We start from the raw sequence: 19781 nt of genomic DNA, 5'->3' as shown, positions 1-19781 counted from the left end.
ACCGAGCCGCGCCCCATCGTCATCCGGTCCCTGCGTGCCCGCCCCCGCGTCCGCCAAGGAGATGCCCATGAAGACCCCGACCAGCGCACCGAAGCCCGCTGCCGCATCCGCATCCGCCGACCTGCCGCCCGTGCCCTGCCCCGAGACGCTGGGGCGCGAAGCCTTCCGCACCTTCGACCGCATGCGCGAGGCAATGGCGGCGCAGTTCACCGGCGGGCTGTCGCCGGCGGCGCTGACGCTGGCCCTGCAGGACTGGACCATGCACCTGGCCGCCGCGCCGGGCAAGCGGATGGAACTGGTCGACAAGGCCAACCGCAAGGCCGCGCGGCTGTTGTGCCACCTGGCCGCGCTTGGCGTGGACCGCGAGACGCCCGCCTGCATCGACCCGCTGCCCGGCGATTATCGCTTTGCCGCCGAGGGCTGGAAGAAGCCGCCCTTCAGCATCTGGGCGCAGGCCTTCCTGCTGCAACAGCAATGGTGGCACAATGCCACGCATGAGGTGCCCGGCGTGAACCCGCATCACGAGGAGATCGTCTCCTTCGCCGCGCGGCAGATGCTGGACGTGTTCTCGCCCTCGAACCTGCCCTTCACCAATCCCGAGGTGATCGCCCGCACCATGAAGACCGGCGGCATGAACCTGGTCGCCGGCATGCGCAACTGGACCGAGGACGTGATCCGCCAGGCCACCGGCCAGCCCCCGGTCGGGACCGAGGCTTTCGTGGTCGGCAAGGACGTGGCGGTGACACCCGGCAAGGTGATCTATCGCAACCACCTGATCGAGCTGATCCAATACGCCCCCACGACCGAAACGGTGCTGGCCGAGCCGGTCCTGATCGTGCCGGCCTGGATCATGAAATACTATATCCTGGACCTGTCGCCGCAGAACTCGCTGATCCGGCACCTGGTGGCGCAGGGGCATACGGTCTTCTGCATCTCCTGGCGCAATCCCACGGCCGAGGATCGCGACCTGTCACTGGACGACTATCGCCGGCTGGGGGTGATGGCGGCGCTGGATGCGGTCGGCGCCATCCTGCCGCAGCGCAAGGTCCATGCTGTCGGCTATTGCCTGGGCGGCACGCTGCTGTCGATCGCCGCCGCCGATATGGCGCATGGCGACGACGACCGGCTGGCCAGCCTGACCCTGCTGGCGGCGCAGACCGATTTCAGCGAGCCGGGAGAGCTGGCGCTGTTCATCGACCACAGCCAGGTCAACCTTCTGGAAAGCATAATGTGGAACCGGGGCTATTTGTCCGCCGACCAGATGGCCGGGGCCTTCCAGCTGCTGCGCTCGAACGACCTGATCTGGTCGCGCATGGTGCATGACTACCTGATGGGCGAGCGCAAGCCGATGATCGACCTGATGGCCTGGAACGCCGATTCGACGCGCATGCCCTACCGGATGCATGCCGAATACCTCAAGCGGCTCTACCTGGACAACGAACTGGCCGCCGGACGCTTCATGGTCGAGGGCCGGCCCGCTGCGATCCAGAACATCCGCGTACCGATCTTCGTCGTCGGCACCGAGCGCGACCATGTCGCGCCCTGGCGCTCGGTCTTCAAGATCCATTACCTCAGCAATACCGAGCTGACCTTCGTGCTGACCAGCGGCGGCCACAATGCCGGCATCGTCAGCGAGCCGGGCCGGCCGCGCCGGCGCTATCGCATCGCGCTGCGCGCGGCCGGCGGACGCTGCCCCAGCCCCGACAGCTGGGCCGAGACCGCCGAGGCGCGGCCGGGTTCCTGGTGGGAGGCCTGGACCGGATGGCTGGCCGCGCATTCCTCGGCCAAGCACGTCCCGCCGCCGGCCCTGGGCGCCCGCAGGGCCGGCTATGCACCGCTGGCCGATGCGCCCGGCAGCTATGTGCTGCAACGCTAGCGCCCGGCCCCGCGCATTGCACGCAGGGACGAATGCCGCCAAACAGGTCCGGGACAGGTGACTGCCGAAGGAGAGCGCCATGAAGCCAGCCGAGATCGTGCCGGACGGGTCCGCATGGCATGCCCAGAGCGGCGAGGAGGTCTGCACCGCGCTGGCGACCAGCCTGGACGGGCTGGCCCATGACGAGGCCGCGCGGCGGCTGGAGCGTTTCGGGCCGAACGAGCTGCCGCCCGCCGCCCGCACCCATCCGGCATTGCGCTTCCTCGCGCAGTTCAACAATGCGCTGATCTATTTCCTGCTTTCGGCGGCGGTCGCGGCCATCGCGCTGGGGCATGTCATCGACGGCGCGGTGATCGTCGTCGTGGTGCTGGTCAACGCCGTCGTCGGCTTTGTCCAGGAGGGCAAGGCCGAACGCGCGCTGGACGCCATCCGCGACATGATCGCCCCCCATGCCGTGGTGCTGCGCGAGGGCGAGCGGCACACCCTCGACACCCGGCAGATCGTGCCCGGCGACATCGTGGTGGTCGAGGCCGGCGACAAGGTGCCCGCCGACCTGCGCCTGCTGCGCGCCCGCGGGCTCAGCGCCGACGAGGCGCTCCTGACCGGCGAATCGGTGCCGGCGGAAAAGACCGAGCCGCCGGTGACGCCCGATGCCGCGCTTGGCGACCGCGCGCCGATCCTGCATTCCGGCACGCTGATTACCACCGGCCAGGGCATCGGCGTGGCCGTGGCGACCGGCCCGCGAACCGAGATCGGCCGCATTTCCGGCATGATCGGCGCGGTGCAGACCCTGACCACGCCGCTTCTGCGCCAGATCAACGCCTTCGGCACCCGCTTTACCTGGTTCGCCATCGCCACCGCGGCGCTGCTGTTCGCCTTTGCCACGCTGTTCCGGGGCTATGCCCCGCTGGATGCGCTGATGGTGGTGGTGGCGCTGGCGGTCGGCGTGGTCCCCGAGGGGCTGCCCGCCGTGATCACCATCACGCTCGCCATCGGCGTGCGCCGCATGGCCGCGCGCAATGCCGTGGTGCGCCGCCTGCCCGCGGTCGAGACGCTGGGCGCGACCTCGGTGATCTGCTCGGACAAGACCGGCACGCTGACCCGCAACGAAATGACCGTGCGCCATCTGGTGACTGCCGCCAGCCTGACCGCGGTATCCGGCACCGGCTATGCCCCCGAGGGGCGGTTTTCCGGCCCCGACGGCGCCGAGCCCCTGCCCGACCCCGAGCGCGACGCCCTGATCCGCGCCGGGCTTCTGTGCAACGACGCCCTGCTGGTCGAACGCGACGGGCTTTGGGCCGTGCTGGGCGACCCGATGGAAGGCGCGCTGGTCGCCACCGCCGCTAAGGCCGGCCTGCACCCGGAAACCGAACGCGCCGCCTGGAACCGGCTGGACGAGATCCCCTTCGACGCGCAGCACCGTTTCATGGCGACGCTGCACGAAACCCCGCAGGGCGGGCGGCGCATCTTCGTCAAGGGCGCGCCGGAACGGGTGCTGGCCATGTGCGCCGCGCAGGCGGTGGGCGGCACCACCCTGCCGCTCGATCCCGGCTATTGGCAGGAATGCATCGACGCCTGTGCCGAGGGCGGCGAGCGGGTGCTGGGCTTTGCCAGCCTTGCCGCCGGCCCCGAGGTAGAGCGGCTGGATTTCGCCATGGTCGAGGGCGGGCTGACATTCCTGGGCCTGGCCGGCTTCATCGACCCGCCGCGCGACGAGGCCATCGCCGCGGTGGCCGAATGCCGCTCGGCCGGGATCGCGATCAAGATGATCACCGGCGACCACAAGGGCACGGCAGCGGCCATCGCCCGCCAGCTGGCCATCGCCGACGACCCGAAGGTGCTGGAGGGCACCACGCTGGACGGCATGCCCGACGAAAGGCTGCGCCAGGTGGTCGAGGAGGTCAGTGTCTTTGCCCGCGCCACGCCCGAGCACAAGCTGCGCATCGTCAATGCCTTGCAGGCGAACGGCCATATCGTCGCCATGACCGGCGACGGGGTGAACGACGCGCCCGCCGTCAAGCAGGCCGATGTCGGCGTCGCCATGGGCCGCAAGGGCACCGAAGCCGCCAAGGAGGCGGCGCAGATGGTGCTCTTGGACGACAACTTCGCCTCGATCGTCGCCGCCGTGCATGAGGGCCGCACCGTCTACGACAATATCCGCAAGGTGATCGGCTGGACGCTGCCCTCGAATGGCGGCGAGGTGCTTTGCGTGATCCTGGCCATCATCCTGGGCGTGACCCTGCCGATGACGCCGGTGCAGATCCTGTGGATCAACATGATCCTGACCGTCACCCTGGGCCTGGTGCTGGCCTTCGAGCCGCCCGAGCCCGACGTGATGAACCGCCCGCCGCGCCCGCGCGACGCGCCGATCCTGTCGCGCTTCCTGGTCTGGCGCATCGGCTTCGTCTCGGTGCTGTTCATGCTGGGGGTGTTCGGCATCTTCGCCTATGCCCAGCATCGCGGCTACGGGATCGAGGGTGCCCGCACCATGGTGGTCAACATGCTGGTGGTGATGGAGATCTTCTACCTGTTCAACGTGCGCTACCTGCATCGCACATCCTTCAGCCTGATCGGCGCCATGGGCACGCCCGCGGTGCTGGGGGCGATTGCCGTGGTGGTCGCGGCGCAGCTTCTGTTCACCTATGCGCCCTTCATGCACGCCCTGTTCGACAGCGCGCCCCTGGCCTTTGTCGACGGGCTGGTGATCGTGCTGGCCGGCGTCGTGACCATGGCCATCCTGGAGATCGAAAAGATCGTGACCCGCCGCCTGACCCTCTAGCCGCGGCGGCATCGCTCCCCCCGGATTGATTTTGTTCCCGATATGTTCTAGGTTGGGGCCATGATCCGCAAGGGAGATCCGCCATGGATGCCACCACCTTTGCCCTGCCGGCCACGCCGCGCCAGATCGCCTATGCCCGCTCGCTGGCGCTGAGGAACCAGACGCTGCTGCCCTGGGATGTGCAGCAGGACCGCCGCACGCTCAGCGCCTGGATCGAGGCGCAGGCGCGGATGCGGCCGGCCACGGGACTGCCGACATCGAAACAGGTCGCCTTTGCCGAGCGCATCGCCCGGCTCAAGCGCCGCGCCGTTCCCGACGAATGCTTCCGCGACCGCCAGTTGCTGTCGCGCTGGATCGACAGCAATCGCTGAACCCCGCGCCACACGCCCGGATCAGGGCCGCATGTCCGGCGCCGCCAGGGCCGACAATTGCATCCCGGCCGGGTCCGCCAGATCGCCTAGCACCTGGAAATGGTCGCAGCCCGGAACGTGCAGCAGCGCCGCCCGCTCGCCCGCCAGCCGGCAGGCCCCGGCATAATCGTCGGATTGGCGGATCAGTTCCGGCAGTTCCTCGGCGCCGACAGCGATCAACATGGGCGCGCCGGCGCCGATATTGCGCTGCGGGCTGCAGGCGGCGATCTCGGCCGCGGTCAGCTGCAGCTTGTCGTTCAGCTGCCCGAGGCTGATCGGCAGCAGGTCGAACAGCCCGCTGATCGCCAGCACCGAGGCCACGGCCGGGTGGCCGCGATGCATGGCCGCCAGATGCCCGCCGGCGGAATGCCCGGCCAGGCAGAGCGGCCGCCCGGCCAGCTCCGCCGCCAGATGGTCGAGCAGGCGCCCGATCTCGGCCACGATCTGCGTCATCGACGTCTCGGGCGCCAAGGTGTGTTCGGCCAGGATCACGTCATGGCCGCGCGCCATGGGGCCCTGGGCGCAGAAGGCGAAATCCTCCTTGACGCAGCTTTGCCAATAGCCGCCGTGGATGAAGACGAAGACCGGCGCATCCGGCCGGCCGCAGGGAAACCAGTCATAGGTCTGGCGCGCGCCGGGGCCGTAACGCAGATCCCGCCGGCAGTCATGCGCGGCGTAGAACCGGTCGCTGCGGGCGCGGAAATCCCGCATCAGCCCCGGAAAATCCGCAAGCCTGCCAGTGTTGCTATAGGCCACGTCCAGTTCCTGCCGGGTCATCCCCCGGTAAATCGCCACCGCCATTCACACCCCCAGATAGCGGTCGGTCAGGTCGGCGGTCAGGTCGGCGATGCCGCCCTGCCAGACCGTCGCGCCGCGTTCCACGATCACGGCGCGGTCGGCGACCGAGGCGATCTCGCTGAGCGACTTGTCCACCAGCAGGATCGACAACCCCTCGGATTTCAGCCGCCGCACGCCGGCCCAGATCTCCTGCCGCACGACCGGGGCCAGACCCTCGGTCGCCTCGTCCAGCACCAGCAGGCGCGGATTGGTCATCAGCGCCCGGCCGATGGCCAGCATCTGCTGCTCGCCCCCCGACAGGGTGCGCGCGACCTGGCCCATGCGTTCCTGCAGGCGGGGAAACAGCGCGCAGACCCGGGCCATGTCCCAGGGGCCGGGACGGGCGGCGACGGTCAGGTTCTCGGCCACGGTCAGCGGCGCGAAGCAGCGCCGGCCCTCGGGAACCAGCCCGACGCCCAGCCGCGCCACCTTGGGCGCGGAAAGCCCGGCGACATCGCGGCCGGCAAGGCGCAGGCTGCCGCCGGAATGCGGCATCAGGCGGCTGATGCAGCGGATCGTCGTGGTCTTTCCCATGCCGTTGCGGCCCATCAGCGCCACCACCTCGCCCTGATCCAGATCCAGCGTGATGCCAAACAGCGCCTGCACCGGGCCATAGGATGCGGTCACGTCGCGCAGTTCCAAAAGCCGGGTCATGCATCCTCTCCCAGATAGGAGCGCCGCACCTCGGGATTGGCGCGGATCTCGGCCACGCTGCCGGTGGCGATGACGCGGCCATAGACCAGCACCGAGATGCGGTCGGCCAGCGCAAAGACCGCATCCATGTCATGTTCGACCAGCAGGATCGGCGCCTCGTTGCGCAGCTCCGACAGGATCGCGGTCAGCTGTCGCCCGCCCTCCAGCCCCATGCCGGCCATCGGCTCGTCCAGCAGGAAGGCGCGCGGGCGCAGGGCCAGCGCCATGGCAATCTCGAGCTTGCGGCGCTCGCCATGCGAAAGCCTCGCGGCCGGGACCAGCTGCCGCCCGGCCAGGCCCGCCTGCTCGATATGGAACAGGGCGGGTTCGGTCAGCTTGCGGTCGGCCAGCGCCGGCAGGTGAAAGCGGAACACCGTGCCGCTGGCCCCGGCCACCGCCAGCATGACGTTTTGCAGCACGGTGAAATCCGGGATCACCGAGGACACCTGGAAGCTGCGCGCCAGCCCCAGCCGCGCCCGCGCCGCGGCGCCCAGCCCGTCGATCACCTGCCCCTCGAAGCGGATGCTGCCGGCGTCGGGTCGGATCTCGCCGACGATCTGCTTGATCAGCGTGGACTTGCCGGCGCCGTTCGGGCCGATCAGGGCGTGGATCTCGCCCGGGCGCAGGTCCAGGCTGACATCGTCGGTCGCCAGCAAGGCGCCGAAGGACTTGCGCAGGCCCCGGATCTCCAGGATGGGTTCGTTCAGCTTGGGTTCAGGCATGGCGGCCCCTTTTCGTGACGATGCCGATCAGCCCGCCCGGCGCGAACAGCACGATCCCCAGCAGCAGAAGGCCCAGCAGCGCCTGCCAGTAATCGCTGATGCCGCCCAGCACATGCTCCAGCAGGATGAAGATCGCCGCACCCGCGACCGGGCCGCAAAGCCGCCCCACACCGCCCAGGATGACGAAGACCATGATCTCGCCCGACATGTGCCAGGACAGCATGGCCGGGCTGACGAAACGGTTCAGATCGGCGTAAAGCGACCCCGCCAGCCCGACGATCATCCCCGACAGCACGAAAGCCGTCAGCCGGATGGCATAGGGGCGGATGCCGACGGCGACGGTGCGCTGGCTGTTCTGCCGCGCCGCCTGCAAGGCCAGGCCGAAACGCGACTGGGTAACGACCGCGGTAAAGGCCAGCGCCACGGCCAGCAATGTGGCGCAGACGGCGAAATACTGGATCGGGGCAAAGGTGTTCAGGCCGGGAAAGCTGTTGCGGACATAGAAGCTCAGCCCGTCCTCGCCGCCATAGCGCGGCCAGCTGATGGCGAAATAGTAAAGCATCTGCGCGAAGGCCAGCGTCACCATGATGAAATAGACGCCCGAGGTGCGCAAGGACAGCGCCCCGATGGCCAGCGCCGCCAGCCCCGCCGCCAGCATCGCCATGGGCCAGATGCCCAGCATCTCGTTGCTGCCCATGACGGTGAAGGGCAGCGTGGCGACCGGCGTGCCCGCCGCGGCATGGCTGGCCAGGATCGCGGTCACGTAGCCGCCGATGCCGAAGAAGGCGGCATGGCCGAACGAGATCAGCCCGCCATAGCCAAGCGCCAGGTTCAGCCCCACCCCCGCCAGGCCAAAGATCGCCGCCTTGGTCGCCAGCGTGACGGCAAAGCCCTCGCCCAGCAGATGCGCGGCGACGGCGGTGGCGACCAGCAGGGCCAGGATCGCCAGGTTGATCGCGGTGTCGCGGTTCAATGTCTCTCGCATCACTCAGGCCCTCGCCCCGAAAAGCCCCTGCGGCCGCAGGATCAGCACCACGGCCATCAGCACATAGATCAGCACCGAGGCCAGCGAAGCGCCCACGGTATTGGCGCTGGACGCGTCCAGCACCCGCGACAGCAGCCCCGGCAGCAGCGCCTTGCCCAGCGTGTCGGTCATGCCGACCAGCAGCGCGCCGATGAAGGCGCCCTTGATCGAGCCGATGCCGCCGATCACCACCACGACGAAGGCCAGGATCAGCACCGGCTCGCCCATGCCGACCTGCACCGACTGGATGGTGCCGACCAGCGCGCCCGCCAGTCCCGCCAGCGCCGCGCCAAGCGCGAAGACGATGGTGTAGAGCCGGGCGATGTCCACCCCCAGCGCGCCGATCATCTCGCGATCCGCCTCGCCGGCGCGGATGCGGATGCCCAGCCGGGTGCGGGTGATCAGCCACCACAGGCCCAGGGCCACTGCCGCGCCGAAGCCGATGATCACCAGCCGGAACAGCGGGTAATGCAGCCCGCCCGGCAGCACCACCGCGCCGGAAAGCGAGCCGGGCAGCTTGAGGTAAAGCGGGAAGGAACCGAAGAGCCAGCGCGTGCCCTCGGAGAACACCAGGATCAGCGCGAAGGTCGCCAGCACCTGGTCCAGGTGGTCGCGGGCGTAAAGCCGGCGGATCACCGCGATCTCGACCAGCGCACCCGCGGCGGCGGCGGCCGCCAGGCTGGCGACCAGCCCCAGCCAGAACGAGCCGGTGGCCGCCGCCACCGCCGCGCAGGCGAAGGCCCCGGTCATGTAGAGCGAGCCATGCGCAAGGTTGATCAGCCCCATGACGCCGAAGACCAGCGTCAGCCCGGCCGCCATCAGAAACAGCATCATCCCGTATTGCAGGCCGTTCAGCGCCTGCTCGGCCAGAAGCATCACCGCTTTCTCTCCCGATTTGCCAGGGGGCCGGGCTTTGTCGACCCGGCCCGGCAGGGCTTACATCTTGCACTGCTCGGCATAGGCGTCGCCATGGTCGGCCATGGCCGGGCCGATGATCTTGTTGGTCAGCACCTCGCCTTCCCTGACCACCTCGCGCACGTAATAGTCCTGGATCGGGTGCTGGTTCGGGCCAAAGCGGAACTTGCCGCGCACGCTGGGGAAATCCGCTTCGGCCAGCGCGGCGCGGAAGGCATCGGCATCGCCCACATCCGCCTTGGCGACGGCCGAGAGCAGCAGGTTGGCCGTGTCATAGGCCTGCGCCGCGTAAAGCGAGGGCAGCCGGCCGTATTCGGCCTGGAAGGTCTCGACGAAAGCCTTGTTGGCCTCATTGTCCAGATCCTTGGACCATTGCGCGGTGTTCCTGACCCCCAGCGCGGCATCGCCCACCGCGGGCAGGATGTCCTGGCTGAAGCTGAAGGCCGGGCCGATCACCGGCTTGCCGACGCCGGATTCGGCATATTGCTTCATGAAGGCGATGCCCATGCCGCCGGGCAGGAAGAAGAACACCGCATCCGCGTCGCTGGCGCGGATCTGGGCGATTTCGCCGGCGTAATCGGTCTGGCCGACCTGGGTATAGATCTCGCTGACCACCTCGCCCTTGTAGTAACGCTTGAAGCCCGCCAGCGAATCCTGCCCGGCGGGATAGTTCGGCGCCATGATGAAGACCTTGCCGATGCCGGCATCCGTGGCATGGGCGCCCGCCGCCTCGTGCAGGTTGTCGTTCTGGTAGGAGACCGAGAAGTATTTCGGATTGCAGCCCGCCCCGGCCAGCTGCGAGGGCGCGGCATTGGTGGACAGATAGAACTTGTCCTGCGCCACCGCCGCCGGCACCACCGCCATGGCGAGGTTCGACCAGACGATGCCGGTCAGCACGTCCACCTGTTCGGACTGGATCATCTTGTCGGCGATCTGCACCGCGACATCGGGTTTCTGCTGGTCGTCCTCGATCACCAGCTCGACCTGCTTGCCGGCATCGCCGGCGTTCTTCAGCGCCAGCAGGAAGCCATCGCGCGTGTCGACGCCCAGCCCGGCCCCGCCGCCCGACAGCGTGGTGATCATGCCCACCTTGACGGGTTCGGCCTGGGCGGCCCCGGCCAGGGCCAGGGCGGCAGAGCCGCAGATCAGCAGTCTTTTCAGTTTCATGTCGAACTCCCTGAATAATGCGCGATGATTGGTCGTCGCATGTTTTTATGATGCGGTCGCGGGCTGCAACGGCTTTCGCGCATCAGTCCGCAACCCCAAGGGTCACGCCCGCCCTTCCAGCAGACGGAATCGCTGGATCTTGCCGCTTTCGGTCTTGGGCAGCGCCTCGGCAAAGACCACGCGGCGCGGGTATTTGAAGGGCGCGATGACGGATTTGACATGATCCTGCAAGCATTTGGCCAAGGCCTCGCCGGCCGCGGCACCGGGGCGCAGCACGACATGCGCCTCGACGATCTGGCCGCGCGCCTCGTCCGGGGCGCCGACCACGGCGCATTCCAGCACGTCGGGATGGGCCAGCAGCGCCGCCTCGACCTCGGGGCCGGCGATGTTGTAGCCGGCCGAGACGATGATACCGTCGGTGCGGGCGGCAAAGTGGAAATAGCCCTGCTCGTCGCGCCAGAAACTGTCGCCGGTCAGGTTCCAGCCGTCCTGCACATAGGCGCGCTGCTTCTCGGGGTCGGCCAGATAGCGGCAGCCGACCGGGCCGCGCACTGCCAGCCGCCCGGTCTCGCCCGGCGGCAATTCGCGCCCGTCCGGGCCGATGATCCGCGCCTCGTAGCCCGCGACCGGGCGGCCGGTGCAGGCCGGGCGGCTGTCACCGAAACGGTTGGTCAGGAAGATGTGCAGCATCTCGGTCGAGCCGATGCCGTCCAGCATCGGCTTGCCGGTCTTGGCCATCCATTCCTCGTAGACCGGGCCGGGCAGCGTCTCGCCGGCCGAGACGGCGGCGCGCAGGCTGGACAGGTCGGCGCCCTCGTCCATCGCCCGCATCATCACCCGATAGGCGGTCGGCGCGGTGAAGCAGATGGTGGCGCGGTATTTCTGGATGATCTCGACCATGTTCGGCGGCGAGGCGTTCTCCAGCAGCGCCGCCGAGGCGCCGAAGCGCAGCGGAAACACCGCCAGCCCGCCCAGCCCGAAGGTAAAGGCCAAAGGCGGCGAGCCGACGAAGACATCCTCGGGCCGCACCTCCAGCACCTCGCGGGCATAGCCGTCGGCGATGATCAGGATATCGCGGTGGAAATGCATGGTCGCCTTGGGCTCGCCCGTGGTGCCCGAGGTGAAGCCCAGAAGCGCCACGTCGTCGCGCCCCGTGCGCACCGCCTGAAACCGCACCGGCTGCGACAGGGCGGCGCGGTCCAGCTCGGCATCGTGGTTCGCCGTGCCGTCGAAGCCGATCACGGTCTTCAGGTGCCGGCTGCCCTTGGCGGCCAGCGCCAGCTCGTCCATCAGCCTTGTGTCGCAAAGCGCGTGGCTGACCTGGGCCTTGTCGATGATCTTGGCCAGTTCGCCCGCGCGCAGCATCGGCATGGTGTTGACCACCACCGCCCCGGCCTTGGTCGCGGCCAGCCAGCAGGCCACCATGGCCGGGTTGTTGGCCGAGCGGATCAGCACCCGGTTGCCCGGCCGCAGGCCGTAAGTCTCGACCAGCGCATGGGCGATGCGGTTGGTCCAGTCGGTCAGTTCCTTGTAGCTGCGGATGCGGCCGTTGCCGATCAACGCGATATGGTCGCCGAAACCCTTCTCGACCATGCGGTCGGTCAGCTCGACCGCGGCGTTCAGGTATTCGGGATAGGCGAAGCCGTCCAGCTTCAGCCGCGGCCAAAGCTCGGCCGGCGGCAGGTTGTCGCGCGAGAAGCTATCGACATGCGCCGAGGGTCCAAGCGGCGGATTGCCCGTCATCTTCAATCTCCCTGTTGGGCGGGCCGGCATCTTGTCGTGCCTTGGCCCGCTTGTGCCGCGCCCCCGTCAGGCGGGGATCACGGCGGTTGCCTCGATCTCGACCTTGGCGCGGTCCTCGACCAGGGCCACGACCTGCACCAGCGCCATGGCCGGATAATGCCGGCCGATGATCTCCTTGTAGGCTTGCCCGATGTCCTTGAGCGCGCCCAGATATTCGCGCTTGTCGGTGACATACCAGGTCAGGCGAACCAGATGTTCGGGCCGCGCGCCGGCTTCGGCCAGCACGGCGACGATGGATTGCAGCGCCTGGCGCACCTGCCCGGCGAAATCGTCGGTCTCGAATTCCTGCTGGTCGTTCCAGCCGATCATGCCGCCGGTGAACACCATCCGCCCGGTGGCGGCGATGCCGTTGGAATAGCCCGGCGTCGCCTTCCAGTTCCTCGGATGCAGAACCTCATGCACCATCGCTTGCCTCCATGAACGCGATCATCTTGCGGCGGATCGCCTCGGGCCAGGGCGCGGCGCGCCCCTGCGGCGTGACCCAGACCAGGGTCGAGACGCATTGCAGCTTCAACTGCCCGCCGGCGCTGGCCCGCTGCACCAGCCGCGCGCTGGAGCCGCCGACATGCTGCACCTCCAGCGCGAAATCCAGCACCTCGCCCAGACGCGAGGGCGCGCGAAACCCGGCCTCGATCTGCACGGTCGGAACCGCGCAATCCTCCTCGACATGGATGCGGGTGAAAGGATAGGCCAGCACCTCGGCGAAGAAATTCTCGATCACCGAGTTTAGCATCTCGAAGTAACGGGGATAGAAGACGATCCCCGCCGGGTCGCAATGGTTGAACTCGACCTGGATGCGGCGCCGGTAGATCATGCCAGAACGCTCCGGGCGATGACCACGCGCTGCACGTCGCTGGCGCCCTCGTAGATGCGCAGGGCGCGGATGTCGCGGTAAAGCGCCTCGACCGCGCTGCCGTGGCGCACGCCGTCGCCGCCATGCAGTTGCAGCGCGGCGTCGATCACCTCCTGCGCGGCCTCGGTGGCATAGAGCTTGGCCATCGCCGCCTCGCGGGTGACGCGCGGCGCGCCCATGTCCTTGGTCCAGGCGGCGCGATAGACCAGCAGCGCCGCCGCATCCACCTTCAGCGCCATGTCGGCCAGATGGCCCTGCACGATCTGGTGATCGGCCAGCGTGCCGCCGCCGGCCCGTGGCCGCCGCGCCCGCGCCAGGGCCTCGTCCAGCGCACGGCGGGCCATGCCAAGCGCCGCCGCCCCGACCGTGGGGCGGAACACGTCCAGCACCGACATGGCGATCTTGAACCCCTCGCCCGGCCGGCCGATCAGCGCCGCATCCGGCAGCACCACCCCGTCCAGCTTCAGCCGGGCCAGGGGATGCGGGGCGATGACCTCGATCCGTTCGGCGATCGTCAGCCCGGCGCTGTCGGCCGGCATCAGGAAGGCCGACAAGCCCCGCGCGCCCGGTGCCTCGCCGGTGCGGGCGAAGACGACATAGAGATCGGCGATGCCGCCGTTCGAGATGTAGGTCTTTTCGCCCGTCAGCCGCCAGCCGCCCGGGGCACGCTCGGCCAGCGTCGCGGTGCTGGCCACGTCCGAACCGGCGCCGGGCTCGGTCAGCGCGAAACCCGAGATCGCCCGGCCCGCGCGCGTTTGCTCCAGCCATTCCCGCTGGCCGGGGGTGCCGAACAGCGTCACCGCCCCCATGCCCAGCCCCTGCATGGCAAAGGCGAAATCGGCCAGCGGATCGTGCCGCGCCAGCGTCTCGCGGATCAGGCACAGGCTGCGCACGTCCAGCGCCTCGCCCGCGCCCGCGCCGCTATGACGCAAGAAGCCCGCCGCCCCAAGCGCCGCGACCAGCACCTTGCAGGCGGCATCGACATCGCCGTGATCCACCGGCAGATGCGCCGCGCACCAATCCTCAAGCGCCGCCGAAAGTTCGCGGTGGCGGGTCTCGAAAAACGGCCAGTCCAGAAAGCTCTTGTCCATCTTCCTTGTCCAAATATCCTCGGAGGTTGTCCATTGAGCCCGCCATTGCTCCGAGGACCAATGGACAACGGGGCAGACAGCCCCCGGCTTCAGTCGCCCTCGAACACCGGCTTTTCCCTGGCGACGAAGGCCCGATAGGCGCGCTCGAAATCACGGGTCTGCATGCAGATCGCCTGCGCCTGCGCCTCGGCCTCGATGGCCTGTTCCAGCCCCATGTTCCATTCCTGGTTCAGCTGGGTCTTGGTGATGCCATGGGCAAAGACCGGCCCCGCGGCCAGCCGCCGCGCCAGCGCCTGCGCCTCGGCCTCCAGCGCGTCCGCGTCATGCAGCGCGTTCCAGAAACCCCAGGCATGGCCCTCCTCTGCGCCCATCACCCGACCGGTGTAAAGCAGTTCGGCCGCCCGCCCCTGGCCGATGATGCGCGGCAGCATGGCGCAGGCGCCCATATCGCAGCCGGCCAGCCCGACGCGGGTGAACAGGAAGGCACATTTCGCCTGCGCCGTCGCCAGCCGCAGGTCCGAGGCCATGGCCAGGATCGCGCCGGCGCCGACGCAGATCCCGTCCACCGCCGCGATCACCGGCTTGCCGCAGCCGATCATCGCCTTGACCAGATCGCCGGTCATGCGGGTAAAGGCCAGAAGCCCCTTCATGTCCATGCCGACCAGCGGGCCGATGATGTCATGCACATCCCCGCCCGAGCAGAAATTGCTGCCGTTCGAGGCCAGCACTACCACATCCACGTCGCGGGCATAAACCAGCGCGCGGAAGGTGTCGCGCAGCTCGGCATAGCTGTCGAAGGTCAGCGGGTTCTTGCGCTCGGGGCGGTTCAGGCGGATGGTGGCGATGCGGTCCCGCACCTCCCAGATGAAATGTTGCGGCTTCAGCCCGGCCAGCTCGGTCATTTCGCGCCCCCCATGCGTTTCAGGATCTCGGTCAGCAACTCGATGTCCTCCTCGGTCAGGCCGGCGAAGATGCGGTTCACCTCGGCCTCGTGATCGGCGGCGAAACCCTCGAAGGCCGCCAGCCCCTCGGGCGTCAGGCTGACGAAGACGGTGCGCCGATCGGTTTCCGAGGGCTCGCGCCGCGCCAGCCCGTCCCGTTCCAGCCGGTCCACCACCGCCGTCGCATTGCCGTTCGAGACCAGCAACATGCGGCTGAGCTCGCTCATGGTGACGCCCTCGCGCCGGCGATAGAGCGCGGCCATCACGTCGAAACGCGGCAGCGTCGTGTCGTGCCTGACCCGCAGGAACTCGCGCAGCTGGCCCTCTGCGGCACGGGTGACGCCCAGCAGGCGGATCCACAGCTTCAGCCGGCGCTTGGACAGCGGATCGTTCATGCCTCGCCCCCCGAAATACCGATGGCCTGGCCGTTGACCCCCTCGGAGCCCGGCCCGCACAGCCACAGCGCCGCGGCGCTGACCTCGGCGGGCTGGATCAGCCGGCCCTGCGGATTGGTCGCGGTCAGCGCGGCCAGCGCCTGATCCCGGCTCTTGCCGGTCTTGTCCATGATGGTGGCGATGGAACGCGCCGTCATCTCGGTATCCAGAAAGCCGGGACACAGCGCGTTGACCGTCACCGGCCGCCGCGCCACCTCCAGCGCCAGGCTGCGCACCAGACCCACGACGCCATGCTTGGCCGCCGCATAGGGCGCGACATAGGCATAGCCGCGAAGGCCGGCGGTCGAGGCCACGGCGATCAGCCGGCCCCAGCCGGGCAATTGCGCCAGCCCCGCGCGGAAGGTCAGGAAGGTGCCGGTCAGGTTCACCGCCAGCATGGCGTTCCACTGCTCCAGCGTGGTGCGGCTGAGCGGCGCGCTGTCCGCCGCCCCGGCATTGGCGATGACGATGTCGCAGGGACCGGCCTCGGCGAACAGCGCCCTGACGCTGGCCTCGTCGGTCACGTCGGCGGTCAGGGCGCGGGCGCCGGTCCGTTCGGCCACGGCCTCCAGCGGTGCCTTGCGGCGGCCGCAGATCACCACCTCGGCCCCGGCCCCGGCAAAGGCGCGCGCCAGATCGGCGCCGGTGCCCGTGCCCCCCCCGGTGATCAGCACCCGTTTGCCCGCCATCGCCGTCATGCCCGGATCGCCTCCTGCGCGCGGCTGCGCAGCCGCAGCGCCTGGTCGCGGCCGGCCAGATAGGGCAAGGGCCAGGCCGCGGCCTCGTCCCCGGCCTCGACGGCGGCGTGCAAGGTCCAATAGGGATCGGCCAGATGCGGCCGCGCCAGGCAGACCAGATCGGCCCGGCCGGCCAGCAGGATGCCGTTCACCTGGTCGGCCTCGGTGATATTGCCCACCGCCATGGTCGCCAGCCCGGCCTCGTTGCGGATGCGGTCGCTGAACGGGGTCTGGAACATCCGGCCATAGATGGGCCGCGCCCCGGTGCTGGTCTGCCCGGCCGAGACGTCGATGATGTCGGCGCCGGCATCGGCGAACATCCGGGCGATCTCGACCGCCTCCTCGGGCGTCACGCCCTCGTCGCCCACCCAGTCATTGGCCGAGATGCGCACCGACATCGGCTTTTGCGCCGGCCAGGCGGCGCGCATCGCCCGAAACACCTCCAGCGGATAGCGCATGCGGTTTTCCAGGCTGCCGCCATAGTCGTCTTCGCGCCGGTTCGACAGCGGCGAGATGAAGCTGGAGATCAGATAGCCATGCGCCGCATGCAGCTCGACCATGTCGAAGCCCGCCCGCGCCGCCATCTGGGTCGCGGCGACGAACTGGTCGCGCACCATGTCCATGTCGGCGCGGTCCATGGCCTTCGGCACCGCGTTGCCGTCCTGCCACGGGATCGCGCTGGCCGAGATCAGCGGCCAGTTGCCCTGGGCCAGCGGCCGGTCGGCATCCTGCCAGCCCAGCTGGGTCGAGCCCTTGCGGCCGGAATGGCCGATCTGCATGCAGATCTTGGCCCGTGTCTCGGCATGGGTGAAATCGACGATCCGCTTCCAGGCAGCCTCGTGTTCGGGCGCGTAGAGGCCGGGACAGCCGGGGCTGATCCGCCCCTCGGCCGAGACGCAGGTCATCTCGGTATAGACCAGCCCGGCGCCGCCCTTGGCGCGCTCGGCGTAATGGACGAAATGCCAGTCGGTCGGGCAGCCGTCCACGGCCTTGTATTGCGCCATGGGCGAGACGACGATGCGGTTTTCCAGTTCCATGTCGCGCAGCCGGAAGGGCGCGAACATCGGCCGCCGGCCCTTGCGCCCGCCGGCGCGTCCCTGGAACCAGTCCTCGGCCTGCCCCAGCCATTCGGGGTCGCGCAGGCGCAGGTTTTCATGGCTAATGCGCTGCGAACGGGTCAGCAGCGAATAGGCGAATTGCAGCGGCTCCATGTCCAGGTAACGCTCGACCTGCTCGAACCATTCCAGGCTGTTGCGGGCGGCCGATTGCAGGCGCAGCACCTCGACGCGGCGTTCTTCCTGATAGCGTTCGAAGGCGCGCTGCATGGTCGGTTCGGAATGCAGGTATTCGGCCAGCGCGATGGCGCTGTCGAAGGCCAGCCGCGAGCCCGAGCCGATCGAGAAATGCCCGGTCGCCGCCGCATCGCCCATCAGCACGACATTCTCGTGATACCAACGCTCGCAGATGACCCGCGGGAACTGGATCCAGACCGCCGAGCCGCGCAGATGCGCGGCATTGGACATCAGCGCGTGGCCGCCCAGATGGCGCTCGAAGATCCTGCGGCAGGTCTCGACCGATTCCTCCTTGGACATGTCGGCAAAGCCCAGCTTCTCCCAGGTCTCGGGCAGGGTCTCGACGATGAAGGTCGCGGTGTCGCCGTCGAACTGGTAGACATGCGCCCAGACCCAGCCATGCTCGGTCCGCTCGAAGATGAAGGTGAAGGCGTCATCGAATTTCTGATGCGTGCCCAGCCAGACGAACTTGCAGCGGCGGGTGTCGATATCGGGCTGGAACACCTGGGCATATTCGCTGCGCACCAGGCTGTTGATGCCGTCGCAGCCCACCACCAGGTCGTAGTCCCGGCGGTATTCCTCGGCCGATCTGAACACCGTCTCGAACCGCAGGTCGATCCCCAGCTCGCGCGCGCGGGCTTGCAGCAGGACCAGCATCTGCTTGCGGCCGATGCCGGCGAAGCCATGCCCGCCCGAGACGGTGCGCACCCCGTCATGCACCACGGCAATATCGTCCCAATAGGCGAAATGGCTGCGGATCGCCTCGGTGCTGGCGGGGTCGTTCTGCTGCATCCGCCCCAGCGCGTCGTCCGACAGCACCACGCCCCAGCCGAAGGTGTCGTTGGCCTTGTTGCGTTCCAGCACGGTGATCTGGTGCGAGGGATCGCGCAGCTTCATCGAAATGGCGAAGTACAGTCCAGCCGGGCCACCGCCCATACACAAGATCTTCATCGCTCACCTCCCTGCGCCTTTTCGGCCTGTTGGGGAAAAGCTGCCAGCGAATCGGATTCGTTTCAAGTTTAAAATTTCAAGCTTGAAATGATTCTTGCCGATGGCATGATGTCCATAGGATGCAGCGCGGAGTTTCCGACATGACCACCATTGCCGTCATCGGCCTGGGCACGATGGGCCTCGGCATCGCCCAGACCTATGCCGCCGCCGGCTTTGCCGTGCTGGCGACCGATGCCGCGGCGGACGCGCGGAAAACGGCGCTGGAGCGGCTGCGCGCCGGCCTTGCGCCTCGGGTCCAGGCCGGCAAGCTGGCGCAAGCCGATCTGGACGCGACCCTGGCCCGCATCACCGTCGTCGAGGGCCCCGAGGCCATGGGCGCCGCCGATCTGGCCATCGAGGCGGTGGTCGAGCGCATGGAGGCCAAGCGCGCCCTGTTCGCGGCACTGGAATCGGTGCTGGCGCCCGATGCGGTGCTGGCCAGCAATACCTCGTCGCTGTCGGTCGCCGCCATGGCCGAGGGGCTTTCGCAGCCCCAGCGCCTGCTGGGCCTGCATTTCTTCAACCCGGCACCGGTGATGAGGCTGGTCGAGCTGGTGGCGCATCCCGGAACCGGCACGGCAGCGCTGGAGCGGGCCCGGCGCCTGACCGAGGCGGCGGGCAAGACCGTGATCCCGTGCCCAGACCGGCCCGGCTTCATCGTCAACCGCTGTGCCCGGCCCTTTTACGGCGAGGCGCTGGCGCTGCTGGAGGAGGGCCGCAGCGCGGCCGAGATCGACGCGGCGATGCTGGCGGCGGGCTATCGGCTGGGCCCCTTCGGCTTGATCGACCTGGTGGGCGCCGACATCAACCTGGCCGCGACCGAAAGCCTTGCCGCGGCGATGGATGGCCACCCGCGCTATCACGTCTTCGAGGCGGCGCGGCGGCAGGTCGCCTCGGGCGCTCTGGGGCGCAAGACCGGCCGGGGCTTCGTTTACCCGGAAAAGCCCGGCCCCGCCCCCGAGGATGCCGCGGCCATCGTCCGGCGCATCGAGGCGACGCTGGTCAACGAGGCCGGCTGGCTTCTGGCCGAGGGCGGCACGACGCAGGAGGGCATCGACACGGCTCTGAAACTGGGCCTGAACTTCCCGCGCGGCCCGTTCGAGATCCTGGCCGCGCAGGGATGCGCGCGGGTGCGGGACCGGCTGGAGCGGCTGGCTGCCGCCGCGCCGGCCCATCTGTACGGGCGCTACCGGCCCGCGCCCATCCTGACGCGCTGA

General features: G+C 68.9%; 18 protein-coding genes. 4 read left to right on the top strand and 14 right to left on the bottom strand.

Annotated features, from left to right (window positions below):
- The first annotated feature begins 67 nt into the window (after positions 1-67).
- The 3 genes from ACNKFW_RS21300 (at position 68) to ACNKFW_RS21290 (ending at position 5026) form a co-directional block, all read left to right on the top strand.
- A complete protein-coding gene (locus tag ACNKFW_RS21300; RefSeq protein ID WP_333483847.1) occupies positions 68-1876 on the top strand; it encodes a PHA/PHB synthase family protein in 1809 nt (602 codons plus the stop codon).
- A gap of 79 nt (positions 1877-1955) precedes the next feature.
- Complete coding sequence (locus ACNKFW_RS21295; RefSeq protein WP_333483848.1) at positions 1956-4655, top strand: cation-transporting P-type ATPase; 2700 nt, start codon at positions 1956-1958, stop codon at positions 4653-4655.
- 83 nt (positions 4656-4738) lie between these two features.
- Entirely contained in the window at positions 4739-5026 is a 288-nt protein-coding gene (locus ACNKFW_RS21290) for a hypothetical protein (protein WP_024843836.1), read from the top strand.
- 21 nt (positions 5027-5047) lie between these two features.
- On the opposite strand, the gene ACNKFW_RS21285 is transcribed toward ACNKFW_RS21290, so the two are convergent.
- The 14 genes from ACNKFW_RS21285 to ACNKFW_RS21220 all read right to left on the bottom strand — a co-directional run bounded on the left by ACNKFW_RS21285 (position 5048) and on the right by ACNKFW_RS21220 (position 18525).
- A complete protein-coding gene (locus tag ACNKFW_RS21285; protein ID WP_333483849.1) occupies positions 5048-5866 on the bottom strand; it encodes an alpha/beta hydrolase in 819 nt (272 codons plus the stop codon).
- Positions 5867-6556: an ABC transporter ATP-binding protein gene (locus tag ACNKFW_RS21280; protein WP_024843838.1), complete on the bottom strand. Its 690-nt coding sequence runs from the start codon at positions 6554-6556 to the stop codon at positions 5867-5869.
- A complete protein-coding gene (locus ACNKFW_RS21275; RefSeq protein ID WP_333483850.1) occupies positions 6553-7317 on the bottom strand; it encodes an ABC transporter ATP-binding protein in 765 nt (254 codons plus the stop codon). Before ACNKFW_RS21275 ends, ACNKFW_RS21280 begins: the two co-directional genes overlap by 4 nt.
- A complete protein-coding gene (locus ACNKFW_RS21270) occupies positions 7310-8302 on the bottom strand; it encodes a branched-chain amino acid ABC transporter permease (RefSeq protein WP_333483851.1) in 993 nt (330 codons plus the stop codon). Before ACNKFW_RS21270 ends, ACNKFW_RS21275 begins: the two co-directional genes overlap by 8 nt.
- Before the next feature lie 3 nt (positions 8303-8305).
- Entirely contained in the window at positions 8306-9217 is a 912-nt protein-coding gene (locus tag ACNKFW_RS21265) for a branched-chain amino acid ABC transporter permease (RefSeq protein WP_114669241.1), read from the bottom strand.
- Between the two features lie 60 nt (positions 9218-9277).
- Positions 9278-10423, bottom strand: coding sequence for an ABC transporter substrate-binding protein (locus tag ACNKFW_RS21260; RefSeq protein WP_028710263.1), 1146 nt, complete (start codon positions 10421-10423; stop codon positions 9278-9280).
- 102 nt (positions 10424-10525) lie between these two features.
- Positions 10526-12166 carry an AMP-binding protein gene (locus ACNKFW_RS21255; protein ID WP_333483852.1) on the bottom strand — a complete coding sequence of 547 codons (1641 nt, stop codon included), beginning with the start codon at positions 12164-12166 and terminating at the stop codon, positions 10526-10528.
- A gap of 66 nt (positions 12167-12232) precedes the next feature.
- The gene (locus ACNKFW_RS21250; protein ID WP_024843844.1) at positions 12233-12628 is read right to left on the bottom strand and encodes a RidA family protein; all 396 of its coding nucleotides are present in this window, start codon (positions 12626-12628) and stop codon (positions 12233-12235) included.
- Positions 12621-13040 (bottom strand): acyl-CoA thioesterase, encoded by a 420-nt coding sequence (locus ACNKFW_RS21245; RefSeq protein ID WP_024843845.1) that lies wholly within the window; start codon positions 13038-13040, stop codon positions 12621-12623. The genes ACNKFW_RS21250 and ACNKFW_RS21245 overlap by 8 nt, the downstream gene beginning before the upstream one ends.
- Positions 13037-14170 carry an acyl-CoA dehydrogenase family protein gene (locus tag ACNKFW_RS21240; protein WP_147429213.1) on the bottom strand — a complete coding sequence of 378 codons (1134 nt, stop codon included), beginning with the start codon at positions 14168-14170 and terminating at the stop codon, positions 13037-13039. The genes ACNKFW_RS21245 and ACNKFW_RS21240 overlap by 4 nt, the downstream gene beginning before the upstream one ends.
- An 89-nt stretch (positions 14171-14259) precedes the next feature.
- A complete protein-coding gene (locus tag ACNKFW_RS21235) occupies positions 14260-15072 on the bottom strand; it encodes an enoyl-CoA hydratase family protein (RefSeq protein WP_333483853.1) in 813 nt (270 codons plus the stop codon).
- Entirely contained in the window at positions 15069-15506 is a 438-nt protein-coding gene (locus ACNKFW_RS21230; protein ID WP_147429212.1) for a MarR family winged helix-turn-helix transcriptional regulator, read from the bottom strand. The genes ACNKFW_RS21235 and ACNKFW_RS21230 overlap by 4 nt, the downstream gene beginning before the upstream one ends.
- Positions 15503-16243: an SDR family NAD(P)-dependent oxidoreductase gene (locus ACNKFW_RS21225; protein ID WP_114669246.1), complete on the bottom strand. Its 741-nt coding sequence runs from the start codon at positions 16241-16243 to the stop codon at positions 15503-15505. The genes ACNKFW_RS21230 and ACNKFW_RS21225 overlap by 4 nt, the downstream gene beginning before the upstream one ends.
- Complete coding sequence (locus ACNKFW_RS21220; protein WP_333483854.1) at positions 16240-18525, bottom strand: bifunctional salicylyl-CoA 5-hydroxylase/oxidoreductase; 2286 nt, start codon at positions 18523-18525, stop codon at positions 16240-16242. Before ACNKFW_RS21220 ends, ACNKFW_RS21225 begins: the two co-directional genes overlap by 4 nt.
- A 140-nt stretch (positions 18526-18665) precedes the next feature.
- Here ACNKFW_RS21220 and ACNKFW_RS21215 point away from each other — a divergent pair, with 140 nt between their 5' ends.
- Entirely contained in the window at positions 18666-19781 is a 1116-nt protein-coding gene (locus ACNKFW_RS21215; protein WP_333483855.1) for a 3-hydroxyacyl-CoA dehydrogenase, read from the top strand.

The sequence above is a fragment of the Paracoccus sp. TD-10 genome (assembly GCF_048270675.1).
GTDB classification, from domain to species: domain Bacteria; phylum Pseudomonadota; class Alphaproteobacteria; order Rhodobacterales; family Rhodobacteraceae; genus Paracoccus; species Paracoccus pantotrophus.
This window is presented reverse-complemented; position numbering and strand designations above follow the sequence as displayed.